Annotated in this window: 10 protein-coding genes; 5 read left to right on the forward strand and 5 right to left on the reverse strand. The window is 47.6% G+C overall.

Annotated elements, in window-relative coordinates; genetic code table 11:
• The first annotated feature begins 231 nt into the window (after positions 1 to 231).
• On the forward strand, positions 232 to 1,650 hold the full coding sequence (locus tag DYH27_RS03825; protein ID WP_025067818.1) for a PepSY-associated TM helix domain-containing protein: 1,419 nt from the start codon (positions 232 to 234) through the stop codon (positions 1,648 to 1,650).
• 84 nt (positions 1,651 to 1,734) lie between these two features.
• Here DYH27_RS03825 and DYH27_RS03830 read toward each other — a convergent pair whose 3' ends face one another.
• Together DYH27_RS03830 and DYH27_RS03835 are read right to left on the reverse strand one after the other, a co-directional pair.
• A complete protein-coding gene (locus DYH27_RS03830) occupies positions 1,735 to 1,995 on the reverse strand; it encodes a hypothetical protein (protein ID WP_081640786.1) in 261 nt (86 codons plus the stop codon).
• A gap of 38 nt (positions 1,996 to 2,033) precedes the next feature.
• Positions 2,034 to 2,600 (reverse strand): DKNYY domain-containing protein, encoded by a 567-nt coding sequence (locus DYH27_RS03835; protein ID WP_025067817.1) that lies wholly within the window; start codon positions 2,598 to 2,600, stop codon positions 2,034 to 2,036.
• Between the two features lie 491 nt (positions 2,601 to 3,091).
• Between DYH27_RS03835 and ftcD the strand changes: the two genes are divergently transcribed.
• From ftcD to hutI, 4 genes are all read left to right on the forward strand, one after another.
• On the forward strand, positions 3,092 to 4,795 hold the full coding sequence (gene ftcD / locus DYH27_RS03840; protein WP_025067816.1) for a glutamate formimidoyltransferase: 1,704 nt from the start codon (positions 3,092 to 3,094) through the stop codon (positions 4,793 to 4,795).
• 150 nt (positions 4,796 to 4,945) lie between these two features.
• Positions 4,946 to 6,955: a urocanate hydratase gene (locus DYH27_RS03845; RefSeq protein WP_025067815.1), complete on the forward strand. Its 2,010-nt coding sequence runs from the start codon at positions 4,946 to 4,948 to the stop codon at positions 6,953 to 6,955.
• A 35-nt stretch (positions 6,956 to 6,990) separates the two neighbouring features.
• Positions 6,991 to 8,472, forward strand: coding sequence for a histidine ammonia-lyase (gene hutH / locus DYH27_RS03850; protein ID WP_004352210.1), 1,482 nt, complete (start codon positions 6,991 to 6,993; stop codon positions 8,470 to 8,472).
• A gap of 106 nt (positions 8,473 to 8,578) precedes the next feature.
• The gene (gene hutI, locus DYH27_RS03855) at positions 8,579 to 9,823 is read left to right on the forward strand and encodes an imidazolonepropionase (RefSeq protein WP_025067814.1); all 1,245 of its coding nucleotides are present in this window, start codon (positions 8,579 to 8,581) and stop codon (positions 9,821 to 9,823) included.
• Positions 9,824 to 10,116: 293 nt separating this feature from the next.
• Here hutI and DYH27_RS03860 read toward each other — a convergent pair whose 3' ends face one another.
• The 3 genes from DYH27_RS03860 to DYH27_RS03880 form a co-directional block, all read right to left on the reverse strand.
• The gene (locus DYH27_RS03860; RefSeq protein WP_004352207.1) at positions 10,117 to 10,668 is read right to left on the reverse strand and encodes a 30S ribosomal protein S16; all 552 of its coding nucleotides are present in this window, start codon (positions 10,666 to 10,668) and stop codon (positions 10,117 to 10,119) included.
• Between the two features lie 750 nt (positions 10,669 to 11,418).
• A complete protein-coding gene (locus tag DYH27_RS03875; protein ID WP_013671326.1) occupies positions 11,419 to 12,216 on the reverse strand; it encodes a DUF5715 family protein in 798 nt (265 codons plus the stop codon).
• Positions 12,217 to 12,391: 175 nt separating this feature from the next.
• Positions 12,392 to 13,348: a DUF6057 family protein gene (locus DYH27_RS03880; protein WP_029216579.1), complete on the reverse strand. Its 957-nt coding sequence runs from the start codon at positions 13,346 to 13,348 to the stop codon at positions 12,392 to 12,394.
• Positions 13,349 to 13,352 lie beyond the last annotated feature (4 nt).

Here is a 13,352-nt window from a genome sequence, read left to right on the forward strand (position 1 = left end):
GCAATATCCTCATATTCATCATTGCATTCGCTTACATGTCAAGTAGAAGACTGAAAACCGAAGTCTGTATGCTTCGTCTACCATCTCATTTGCAAATGCAAAAGTAGTACTTTCCGTACAAACACCGAAAAGAAACCAACAGGAAATACTGCAGATCTCGTATTAATTTTATAAATTTGCATTTCATTTTTATCCCTATTCATTCGATAACAATCACAACATTTATCAATCATGAAACGTAAGACATGGCGTAAATACCATAAATGGCTTGGAATCTTTACCAGCTTTTTCCTTGTAATGTTTTGCCTTTCAGGAATAGTGCTCAATCATCGCAGGTTTTTCGCAGACGTTAATGTCAGTCGTTCTCTGCTGCCTGACCGGTACGCCTTCAAGCAATGGAACAATGGACTGCTGCGAGGTACGCTTCGCTGCAAGGATGACCAAGGGCGTGGTGCGGTACTTATCTATGGAGCTGCCGGTATTATCCGGACTGATACGACAGCCTCTCATTTTGCAGAATATAATAAGGGTCTTCCTGCAGGAGCCGACTACCGCCAGATAAGAGGTGTGGTACAGACACGGCAGGGTAAACTCTTTGCAGCCAGCACCATGGGCTTATACAGGCTGGATTCTCATACAGGCTGGCAGTCAGTTCCACTCCCCCAGACGGACGGGAACGAACTTCTTACAGATATAACTACACGGGGAGACACGCTTGTCGTACTCGGCAGGTCCTGTCTGTATATTTCCAGACCACCTTACAAGCAGTTCGCCTGCCTGCAGCTGCAGGCACCTGAGGGCTACGAAGGAAAGGCCACCCTTTTCAGACAGATGTGGATGCTGCACAGTGGAGCTCTTTTCGGAGCAGCAGGAAAACTCATAGTCGACGGTATTGCACTCATTCTCATAGTGCTCTGTGTAACAGGGGTCTGGTTCTGGCTGCGTCCACGAAACACGAAAGTACTTCACTGGCACAACAAAACAGGTATAACCACCCTCGTACTGACAATCTTCATTACATTTACAGGGTGGGCGTTGCGTCCACCTGTCATGATTGCACTTGCCACACACAGTATGCGCCCACTTCCTGGCACCACATTGGACAACGACAATCCCTGGTACGATCGGTTGCGTATGATACGCTATGATGAACAGGAACACGAATGGCTACTTTCGACCTCCGAAGGATTCTTCTCCCTGAGATCGTTCAACAGCCGGCCCGAACACATCACAGCCACACCGCCGGTCAGTGTGATGGGACAGACCGTATGGCAGCGCAATGCGCAGGGAGAATGGATCATAGGATCTTTCGACGGACTTTACCGCTGGGATAGACAAACAGGAAAGGTGGCTTTGTACGATGGGACGGCATTTTCCAATCCGACAATACCCGGTACGTCACCAGTTGGCCAGACTATTTCCGGATATAGTTCTGATTTCAAGGGACATGACTGTCAAGTTGACTATTTCAGTGGAACAGACTTTGCCGTTCAACCATCCACTTTCAGACATCTTCCCATATCGTTATGGAATCTCGCCCTTGAAATCCATACCGGGCGTATCTATCTGGGGGCTATCGGCTCTTTTGTCTTCATCTTCATAGTGGGACTGTCTGTCATTGTCGTGTTGTGGTCGGGCAAGAAAATATAAGATATATTCCAAGAGTTCTTTTTCAGATTCTTCCGATAAGACATAGAGTATGTAGAGGCTTATGATGCCCGGCAAATACCGGCATTATATGTCTACAGTAACCGAATACCAATAGATGTCAGTGCTTTCCGATAAACACTTCCCGTATAAGTCGGGCATCGGTGTCTTGCCGTATATGATGGCGACAGGAGTAAACGGGCCTTTCCTGCAGATGTGCTGAGGCCCGTCACCTATGGAGCTGTCGGCAGACACCGATCGTGTTGATGCCTCGCTCCATGTCATCTGTTGCCGGAACGAGAGCGGCTTGTTGCCGGAGGAAACGATCGGAATCGGATAGAATCTCATTTTCCCAAGACCTGTTGCCTCGTTCTGAACTTATGTGTCTATTTCACCACCTTTCCCATATAATAGGTCTCAAAGGTATCCTCTGCGTATCCATTCTTCAGTACCTTAAAGCTGGAAGTCATGGCACCCTCTATCTTCCGTCCCATATAATAGACTTCAAAGCTGTCTTTGGCATATCCCCAACCTAAGTCCTGGAAGTTCTGCGGATTGTCGCTGATTTTCCTGCCATTGAAGAGCACTGCATTGGAAGTCTTGACATATCCTTCCGGATGGAACGGAGCATAGCTTTCATCAGGATAAGATGGGTAAATCTCCGGAAAAGTACTGCCAGGAACGTTCAGACGGAATGTCAGCGGGTCGACAAAAGGAAGGATGCGGCCTTCATAGTAGACGTTGTATCTGTCTTTGGCGTATCCGTAACCAAGGTCGACAAAGGTCTGCATATCAATTCCAGCAACAGGCTGATGCCCATAGAAGACACCACTCCTATTGAAAGAATAAGGCTGTACCCGATGCGGTGCCTGCGCTATTGCACTGAGCGAAAAGACAGTCATGAAGACGATGCAGCAACTGCAGAATAGGCTGTTGAGGTTTGCTTTTTCCATAATTATTCTTTTTTCAATGTTAGTCTTATGACTGCAAAGATAATCAGAAAAACTGTCAATCAGCATGGAATAACCCTAAAATAGAAGAGGGAAAATCCTTTTTGTAATGAATAATCAAGATACTTTCATCACATCTGTTTTCAACATTTCAACAAAAGCCTATTTACATTCTCCAGACAATGCTTATTTGCACATCAGTTAACACCTGACGGCAGCGCAACCGAGCACCTTTTCTATATAGTTTATATATACTTGATTACAAATGTTTTAGAAGAAATACGTTGAAAATCTTCGGTATCAGAAGATGACAGAGGAAGCAATCTCATAGTCAGGTCTGTTTGTTCCGTCCTGCCTGAATCCCCGTCTATGTTCCGCCTATGTAAAGCCACAAATGCAGTTTTACGTGAAAAAGTTTTGCGAAACGGAAACTAATTTGTAAATTAGCGCACGAAAACCTAAACTGTCTGAAAAATTAAATCTACATGAATTATATGGTACGAGAAAAACAAATCATCGAATGTGTCCCCAACTTCAGCGAAGGGCGTAACAAGGAAGTAATCAAGCAGATTACCGATGTGGTGGAACAAATGGAAGGCGTGAAACTTCTGGATGTTGATCCCGGTGAAGCAACCAACCGTACAGTCGTCACCTTCGTTGGTGAACCGTCTGTTGTCGTGGAGACCACTTTTCGTTGCGTGCAGAAAGCAGCACAGCTTATTGATATGAGGCAGCATCATGGTGCGCATCCACGAATGGGCGCAACAGATGTCCTCCCTCTCATTCCTGTTTCGGGTATAACTCTGGAAGAGTGTGCCGTACTTGCACGCCAGCTGGCAGAACGCATTGCCAAAGAGCTGAAAGTACCCTGCTATTGCTACGAAGCAGCTGCCAAAACGCCAGAGCGCAGGAATCTTGCCGTATGCCGCAAGGGAGAGTATGAAGCACTGCCCAAGCGCATGGATGTTACCTCTGAAGTTCCCGACTATGGAGCACGCAAATGGGATGAGCAGATGGCACGGACCGGGTGTACAGCTGTCGGGGCACGTGACTTTCTGATTGCCACCAACTTCAACCTCAATACCACTTCAACACGCCGTGCAAACGCAATTGCCTTTGACGTAAGAGAAAAAGGACGGCCGAAGCGTGAAGGCGGGTCACCGGTAGGCAAGCCGATGAAGGATGAAAACGGTAAAGTCATTATGCTGCCAGGCACATTGAAGGCGACGAAAGCCATCGGCTGGTACATTGATGAATACGGCATAGCACAGGTTTCCATGAACATCACCGACATCAACGTCACCCCACTCCACATTGCCTTTGACGAGGTCTGCCGGTGTGCACAGAACCGTGGAATCCGTGTGACAGGTACAGAAATTGTAGGCCTCATTCCGAAACGTACGCTCATCGAGGCAGGTACATATTTCCTGCGGAAGCAGAACCGATCGACAGGTATTCCCGAGGAAGACATTGTAAAGATTGCCGTCAAATCCATGGGACTGGACGACCTCAAACCATTCAATCCACGAGAGAAAGTGATTGAATATCTCCTGGAAGATGCCGACAGGGCTCCCAGGCTGGTCGATCTGACGGTAAAGGAGTTTGCAGACGAGACCTCACGGGAGTCGCCGGCTCCTGGTGGCGGCACCATCTCCGCCTATATGGGTGCTATGGGGGCAGCACTCGGAACCATGGTGGCCAACCTCTCCAGTCACAAGGCAGGATGGGATGCACGCTGGGAAGAGTTCAGCAACTGGGCAGAAAAGGGACAGGCTGTCCAGCAAGAACTCATGTTGCTTGTTGATGAAGATACTGAGGCTTTCAATCGCATCATGGCCGCCTTCGGTCTGCCCAAGGAGACCGAAGAGGAAAAGGCGGCTCGCTCTGCTGCCATACAGAAAGCAACCCTGTTTGCGACCGAAGTGCCTTTGCACACCATGCAGGCTTCTTTCAAAGTCTTCGGACTTTGCCGTGCCATGGCGGAAGAGGGCAATCCCAACAGCGTATCAGATGCCGGAGTCGGCGTGCTGGCTGCCCGTGCGGCAGTGCTTGGTGCTGGACTGAACGTGAAAATCAATGCTTCTGGGCTGAAAGACAAGGCAACAGCGGAACGGCTGATTGCTGAAGCTGACACGTTGATAGCAAAAGCCAAGGAGGCTGAAACGGAAATAATGAAAATCGTCGAAGCCAAGCTGTGAAGAAGTTGAATCCTTTATATATAATAAGGTGAACTCGAACTCGACAGACAGGACAGATATTCATTGGCTGTCCTGTCTGGACAAGACATTTGAAAGATGCCATAAAGATACAGTCTATATTAAAAACAAGTATAAAACACCTGAACAACTATGACAAAAGAAGAGTTTATCAAGGATATTCGTACTGGTATACCGGATTGCTTACCAGATCCACAGCCATACGACAGCACCATCAACCATGCACCGAAACGCAAGGATATACTCACACCAGAAGAAAAGAAACTTGCCCTGCGCAATGCCTTGCGCTACTTTCCCAAAAAGTTCCATACTATACTGGCTCCTGAGTTTGCAAAGGAACTGCAGAATTACGGACGCATCTATATGTACCGCTTCCGTCCTTCCTACGAAATGTATGCACGTCCCATCGACGAATACCCGCATCGTTCGGAACAGGCGGCTGCCATCATGATGATGATACAGAACAATCTCGACAAGGCCGTCGCACAGCACCCACACGAACTTATTACATACGGTGGTAACGGTGCTGTCTTCCAGAACTGGGCGCAATACCGGCTGGTGATGAAGTATCTCAGCGAAATGACAGATGAACAGACACTGGTTATGTACTCCGGTCACCCGCTTGGTCTTTTCCCATCACACAGAAATGCACCACGCGTAGTGGTGACGAATGGTATGGTCATACCGAACTATTCCAAACCTGACGACTGGGAGCGTGACAATGCATTGGGAGTCAGCCAGTATGGACAGATGACAGCCGGCTCGTATATGTATATCGGTCCGCAGGGTATCGTCCATGGAACTACGATCACCGTTCTGAATGCGGCCCGGAAGCGACTGAAAGATGGGGAAACAAGCATCAAGGGGATGCTTTTCGTCACTTCTGGATTAGGCGGTATGTCTGGGGCACAGCCCAAGGCGGGCAACATTGCCGGCGTTGTCAGCATCACGGCAGAGATCAATCCGCTCGCAGCACAGAAACGGTATGACCAGGGATGGGTGGATGAACTGCACACTTCACTTGATGAATTGATTCCTGCTGCTTTAAAAGCTGTTGAAGAGAAACGCACTGTCTCCATGGCTTATGTAGGAAATGCAGTCGACCTCTGGGAACGGTTGGCCGAGAAGGAGATACACGTTGATTTGGGGAGTGACCAGACATCACTGCACAATCCTTGGGCAGGCGGCTACTATCCTGTGGGACTTAGTCTGGAAGAATCGAAGCGCATGATGGCAGAAGAGCCGCAATTGTTCAAAGAAAAGGTTCAGGCTTCCTTGCGCCGTCAGGTAGCTGCCATCAACAAACTGACGGAAAAAGGAATGTATTTCTTCGATTACGGCAATGCTTTCCTACTAGAGTCAAGCCGTGCAGGAGCTGATATTCTAAAGGAAGATGGGAGGTTCCGTTATCCGTCTTATGTGCAGGATATCATGGGACCGATGTTCTTCGACTATGGCTTCGGACCGTTCCGCTGGGTTTGTTCGTCCTGTGACTCGAAAGACCTGGAAACATCCGACCGCATAGCGACAGCCGTGTTGGAAGAGATACGGAAGACGGCAACACCTGACATTCTGGGACAGCTGGACGACAACATCCACTGGATAAAGGAAGCCGGAAGAAACCATCTGGTTGTCGGCTCGCAGGCACGCATCCTCTATGCCGACTGTGAGGGGCGCACGAAGATTGCTCTGGCATTCAATGAAGCAATACGCAGAGGAGAGATTTCACGTCCTATTGTTCTCGGCCGCGACCATCATGATGTGTCAGGCACAGATTCTCCTTTCCGTGAGACTTCCAACATTTACGACGGATCCCAGTTCTGTGCCGACATGGCTGTACAGAACGTCATTGGCGACTCTTTCCGTGGGGCAACATGGGTGTCAATCCATAACGGTGGCGGTGTTGGTTGGGGAGAAGTCATCAACGGTGGCTTTGGTATGGTAATCGACGGTAGCGAAGAGGCCGAACGCCATATCCGTCAGATGCTCCTTTGGGATGTCAACAACGGCATCGCACGACGCAGCTGGGCACGCAATACCGGTTCGATGGATGCCATCCGAAGAGAGATGGAACGTACCCCGGGACTCTGCGTAACTCTGCCTAATCTTGTCGATGACGACACAATCAACACGGCATTCTAATCAACAGAATCTATTCTTCTAAACTATAAAAAACTATGGACAAAATTCATCAAATCAGTGCCACTCATCTGGCAATAGAACAAATCGGTGAAATCATTAAAAAGGGTATCCGGCTTGAACTTTCAGAAGATGCCCGCCAGCGTATTATCCGTTGCAGAACATACCTCGACAAAAAGATAATGGAATCTGAAACACCTATCTATGGGGTGACAACAGGTTTCGGATCGCTCTGTAAGATTTCCATCGACAAAGACAGTCTGTCTCAGCTACAAAAAAATCTTGTCATGTCTCATGCCTGTGGTGTGGGCGACCGTATTCCCAACGAGATTGTAAAAATCATGCTACTGCTCAAAATCCAGTCACTTAGCTATGGCTATTCCGGCTGTCAGCTACAGACTGTCGAGCGGCTGATAGACTTCTTCAATAATGACATTTGCCCCATCGTGTATATGCAAGGCTCACTGGGTGCATCAGGCGATCTTGTCCCACTGGCACACCTCTCTTTGCCACTTATCGGGATGGGAGAAGTTGAATATAGAGGGGAAGTCCTTTCCGGAGCAGACATACTGAAGAGAATGGGCTGGGAACCCATCGAACTTGTGTCCAAAGAGGGACTTGCCCTGCTCAACGGAACACAGAACATGAATGCTTTTGCCGTATGGTCACTGCTACAGAGTGAACGTCTGAGCAAATGGGCAGACATCATTGGTACAATGTCCCTCGAAGCCTATGACGGACGAATAGAACCTTTCACACATGCCGTCCATGCTGTACGTCCACACAAGGGACAGATAGAAACTGCTGCACGGATACGAGAACTCCTTGAAGGCAGTGAACTCATCAGCCAGCCGAAAGTAAACGTGCAGGACCCCTATTCCTTCCGCTGTATGCCGCAGGTACATGGCGCATCGAAAGACACTATTGCTTATGTGAAATCGGTGATTGACATAGAGGTGAATGCTGCTACGGACAATCCGACCGTCTGCCCGGATGATGACCTTGTCATCTCTGCCGGGAACTTCCACGGCGAACCTATCGCACAGCCGATGGACTTCCTCGCCATTGCCTTGTGTGAACTGAGCAATATCTCAGAAAGACGTATTTACAAGCTCGTATCAGGAACTCGCAATCTGCCGAGTTTCCTCGTGGCAAAGCCGGGTGTGAACAGCGGATTCATGATCCCGCAGTATACGGCAGCATCTATCGTCAGCCAGAGCAAGACCTATTGTACGCCTGCTTCTGTTGACAGCATTCCATCGTCACAGGGACAGGAAGATCATGTCAGCATGGGAGCCAATGCAGCTACAAAGCTCTATCAGGTCGTATTGAATACCGAGCGTGTGCTTGCCATAGAACTTTTCAATGCAGCCCAGGCACTTGAATTCCGCCGACCGCTGAAGTCTTCTCCTGCCATCGAGGCTGTCCATAAAGCCTATCGGGAAGATGTCCCCTTCATTGATACAGACGAATTTATGGCCCCCTACATTGCTAAGTCCATTGAATTCTTACGGAAATAAAGAAAGGGACTGTATCAGAAGGAAAGGATAAGATTTCTGATACAGTCCCATCCATCTGATATTCTCATATATCCATAACTAACATAGACCAGAGAAATCACATGAGATGAAAAGGCGATTGATAATAAACATCGGTTTGCTTGCCGGTATCGGGCATGACGGAAGAATATGTCTGAAAGGAAAGGAAATGGGCGCGCTGCATACACTCCTGAATGCCTATCTTGTTGTAGAAGACGGACACTTCACTGATTATGGGAAAATGGAAGACTGTCCGCTTTCAGACGACAATGTAGAAGTCATTGATGCGAAAGGCGGTGCAGTACTCCCCTCATGGTGCGACTCACATACACATATTGTCTACGCAGGAAGTCGTGAACAGGAATTTGTCGATAAAATCCGTGGACTAAGCTATGCGGAAATTGCCCGTCGGGGCGGCGGTATTCTCAATTCCGCCGACCGCTTACATGAGCTGGGTGAAGATGAATTGTATCTGCAGGCGATGAAACGTGTTAGCGAAATCATCCGGAAAGGAACAGGATGTGTAGAGATAAAAAGCGGCTATGGACTTAATACTGAAGACGAACTGAAGATGCTCCGTGTAATCCGCCGAATCAAGGCGACGACACCGCTGAAGGTTGTTTCCACTTTCCTTGGCGCGCATGCTGTACCACGTTCTTATAAAGACCGACAGGAAGAATATGTAGACATGATAGTCAACGACATGATACCGGCTGTAGGGACAGAGAAGCTGGCAGATTTCATTGATGTGTTCTGTGATACGGGATTCTTCACACCTGAAGAGACTGCACGGATTCTGGAGGCGGGGGCGGCTTATGGGATGCAACCGAAGATACATGCAGATGAGCTGGCCTCATCGGGAGGAGTGGAAGTCGGTGTAGAACACAATGCACTGTCAGTAGACCATCTGGAGAGTATGGTGGAGGCGGAAATCCAGCTGTTAAAAGACAGCCATACCATCCCCACTGCACTTCCAGGAACATCTTTTTTCTTGAATATGCCTTTCGCACCAGGACGGAGGATGATAGACGAAGGACTGCCGCTTGCGGTCGCCAGTGATTATAATCCTGGCTCGACACCATCGGGAGACATGAAGTTCATAGTTTCCCTAAGCTGCATCAAGATGCGTCTGCTACCGGCCGAAGCCATCAATGCTGCAACGCTGAATGGGGCATGTGCCATGGGGTTGAGCAGGGAATATGGGACTATAACAAGGGGGAAAGTTGCCAATTTCTTCATAACAGAACCTATTCCGTCCATCGACTACATCCCTTACGCATATACTACACCTATCATACAGCGCACATTCCTGCAAGGTGAAGAATACGTATAGGAGAACTTGTAGAATAACCGGACAAGGATAGCTCTACTGCACGCATATAAATTTGTTGGACAAACGTGTACGACAGGTTGGAAATCTCCGTACAATTCTATTAATTGGCAATATCTGTGCAGTTGTCTGCACGGGCGGCAGTCTTCACTTGTATAGGGAGTATTAGAAAGGACATACGGATTGGATTACCTTAGTTTTCCACTGCATTAAATCTTTATAGGAAACTTTGAAAAAGTAAAGTCCACAGACTCTTTTTGGGAATCTGTGGACTTATCTTTTGGTAACGAGGAAAATTAAGCCTCAGCAGGGGTTTCCTCTGCAGGAGCTTCAGGAGCTGCGTTTTCAGCAGCCTGGGCAGCCTCGGCCTCGGCTTTTGCAGCAGCAGCGGCAGCTTTCTTCTCAGCTACTTTCTTGGCAATAGCCTCATTAACTTTCTTTTCTGCCTCAAGGTTCCGTGCAGCAGCAGCTTTCTTGTCGTCGGACACTTTCTTCTCAACTGCTTCGGTAGCTGCGACTTTCGTCTGCTTCCAAGCATCAAATTTCTGCTGACATGCAGCCTCATCAAATGCGCCCTTCTTAACTCCTCCACGGAGATGCTTCATCATGTAAACACCTTCACCCTTGAGGATGTTGCGGACAGTGTCAGTTGGCTGAGCACCGATTTCAACCCAGTAAAGAGCACGGTCAAAATTCAAATCTACTGTGGCCGGATTGGTATTAGGATTATAAGTACCAATCTTCTCAGTAAACTTACCATCACGTGGTGCACGAGCGTCAGCGATTACGATGCTGTAGAAAGCATAGTTCTTACGACCGCCACGCTGCAATCTGATTTTTGTTGCCATAATTTTTTATAATATAAAAGGTTTGAATTTAAATGCCGCCATCTCGTGACAGCGGCTGCAAAGGTACTTCTTTTTTCCTTGATTTCCAAGCAATCTGATGATTATTATGGGAAGTCCTAATAAATTTATACCGTGTAAACTTATAAAAGGGGATGTACAAAAAGGACAAATCATGCTTATTTCACATTCCACATTAGTCCGGTAAACATTTCCCGTGTAAGTGCGTCATCAGCGTCTTACTATATGATGACGACAGGATTGAACAGGCCCTCTCTGCTGATGTGCTGATGCCCGTCACTTATGGAGTTGTCGGCAGACACCAGTCGTGTTGTCGCCCCGCTCCTCGTAATATATTGCCGGGATGGAACCGGATTGCAGCTGAATAAGAATTGTGCCGGCAGAGCTTATTTGATCCGAGGGCTTATATTTCCGAAAGCAATGCAGAATTGTCAGTTCAAAAGATAGTACACATGGAGAACTATGCTGTCTAAGTTTTATCGGACAGCATTCAATAAATATATGTGCAGGAAAAGAAAATGTATGAATTCGGTAGACGGTCGTCCTCCGCGTTAAAGCTATATACGATACGAAAGATGTCTGCATATTTAACGGAAGAACCCAACGTTACGCCTTTCCGCAAGCAATCTGACTTTGCTCTTATTCCAGTAGAAAGGTTTCAAATCAAGCATCCCAGATTCTCATACATCCAGATAGGTTGCTTTCATCCCATGCGAGAAAAACCGGTCTTCATCACCTGACCGTAATATGGAAACACCCCTGATGCTTTTCATGCTTGATAAAACAGCGTCCTTGTGATCGCAAATCGTTCAGGACTTCGCTCAACACCCATTTCAGCGTATCATTTCTTACCGGACGAGTGACAGAAGCATACTTGTTGTAAGCTATATCAAACGTCGTTCCATACAGATGACAGCTGTTCTCCGTTGCATTATGATTGTGCCGGCGCAGTTTTTCCACATCTTCTTTCGTTCTCAGCACACTCGATATCAAAAGTTTGTTTATGGGAACTCCCTTCGTCTGCAGACTGTCCATGAAGTTACGGGCAATATCCTGAAGCAGAATAGCCGCACGTGGAACAAGGTAAGGAACACTGCTGCTCAGCCTCTTCATGTTATAATAAGGATTGCTCCCTATGTAAACCAGTTCGCTCATACGCTTCTCCGCATCGGAACGGTCTGCAACCGGTTTTACTCCATAACGCAGTGCAGCATCCAACTGCTGAGGCTGGGAATCCGGAAAACTCTCATCATAATCCCTCACACCTATTATCCTGTTCTTCTTTAGGCTTCCATCTGCATTGAAGAAATGGGACAGTTGCGTATTTCCCGCTATCGACTGTGATGCTATCTTGACCGAGTCAGATTTCTCCCGACTGCATACTCCGTTTCCTTCCCTATCATACGGCTTCTCTATCCTGCGGTCACTGGCAACCGACGGAAACAACAGCCTTACGGCTGCCAGGAAAAGAGTCGTTGCGATAAATCCTAATAAAAAGCGTTTCTTTGTTATCTTTGATGTTCGTTTCATTGACAAAAAATAAACTGTAAACAACGGTACACACCGGTAAATAAAAGAATGTAAAATCCTGAAACTAATATGATTGACAGACTCGCTCCATAACCATTATAGGAAAAAGGAGACGGAAGTCCACATCCCTTGGATAAATCTACAAAACTATCGTTCCACTGGAGCTGGTCGGCATCTACTCTGCATAATAATAAGCAGCATAACTACCCGGTTTATAGGGCGGCTTGAGTTTCAGCCCTTTCTGCCGGAGGGAGAATATATGGCAGGCTTCCCGATAATAATCCGGACGAAGGCTGTCAACCGGATAATACTGTGGAAGATACCTGACAAAGTCGTGAAGATTCCGATCCAACAGGAAACCAACCAGCTGATAATTGGCCGAATTACGTGTAACCTTAAACAACACACTGTCTGGCTGTAACCATGAATGGACTTTTCCTGGACGCAGTGTTCGTGAACCGCCCATTAATGGGTAGTAAAAAAGGCTGTCAGCCAGATGCCCTCTTCGTGCTACAGCATAGACCGTAAGCATGGAAGTCACGGAATCCGTATGTGGCATTGTCCGTACGACGCTTAATGCGCCAGAATAATCCTTCCGGTCAATCATCGCTTCGACCTTGGCACGTTGATGGAAATACCTGTCGGTATTGCTGAAGAGACTGGTGAAAAGGAAGAAGGCCAGGAAGATAAGCAGACTGACCCAGGTCAGCTGGGAGAACGTCCCACGACTGCGCAATTCGGGTTCATAAGGCTCAAAACGCTTGACGGACACTACTACCAGTACATAGACGGCAAGCAGCAATGGAACACCCCACCCCCAGTTGCCTATTGTGACACCACAGGCAGAAGGACGTATGTCGGACAAGACTGTCAGAACAAGAAAAGAGGGGAAGTAAGTCAGTGCAAAGCCCCGTTTGGATAATCTCATCAGAGAACTGACTCCAGTCTGCAACAGCTTCAAAGTGAAAGTTATCAACAGAGCACCTGCAAGCGGACTGTAGAAAGTCTGCCCTCCGGAAGCAAGATGCTGCGTAACCGTCATCACATCTGCCTGAAAGAAGAACAGATAACAGAATGAAAAAGCACAGAACAGCACCGAGCAGACAATATGCACAAACTTACTTTCCATCATTAGA

Origin of the sequence: Prevotella denticola, from assembly GCF_900454835.1 — a bacterium.
In the GTDB taxonomy this organism is placed as follows: domain Bacteria; phylum Bacteroidota; class Bacteroidia; order Bacteroidales; family Bacteroidaceae; genus Prevotella; species Prevotella denticola.

Bases quoted from the DNA above. Each gene is read 5' to 3' on its own strand.
- DYH27_RS03860 (WP_004352207.1), bottom strand. From the start codon at position 10,668: ATGGCAACAAAAATCAGATTGCAGCGTGGCGGTCGTAAGAACTATGCT.
- DYH27_RS03830 (WP_081640786.1), bottom strand. From the start codon at position 1,995: ATGAGATTCTATCCGATTCCGATCGTTTCCTCCGGCAACAAGCCGCTC.
- hutI (WP_025067814.1), top strand. From the start codon at position 8,579: ATGAAAAGGCGATTGATAATAAACATCGGTTTGCTTGCCGGTATCGGG.
- DYH27_RS03835 (WP_025067817.1), bottom strand. From the start codon at position 2,600: ATGGAAAAAGCAAACCTCAACAGCCTATTCTGCAGTTGCTGCATCGTC.
- hutH (WP_004352210.1), top strand. From the start codon at position 6,991: ATGGACAAAATTCATCAAATCAGTGCCACTCATCTGGCAATAGAACAA.
- DYH27_RS03845 (WP_025067815.1), top strand. From the start codon at position 4,946: ATGACAAAAGAAGAGTTTATCAAGGATATTCGTACTGGTATACCGGAT.
- DYH27_RS03875 (WP_013671326.1), bottom strand. From the start codon at position 12,216: ATGAAACGAACATCAAAGATAACAAAGAAACGCTTTTTATTAGGATTT.
- DYH27_RS03880 (WP_029216579.1), bottom strand. From the start codon at position 13,348: ATGATGGAAAGTAAGTTTGTGCATATTGTCTGCTCGGTGCTGTTCTGT.
- DYH27_RS03825 (WP_025067818.1), top strand. From the start codon at position 232: ATGAAACGTAAGACATGGCGTAAATACCATAAATGGCTTGGAATCTTT.
- ftcD (WP_025067816.1), top strand. From the start codon at position 3,092: ATGGTACGAGAAAAACAAATCATCGAATGTGTCCCCAACTTCAGCGAA.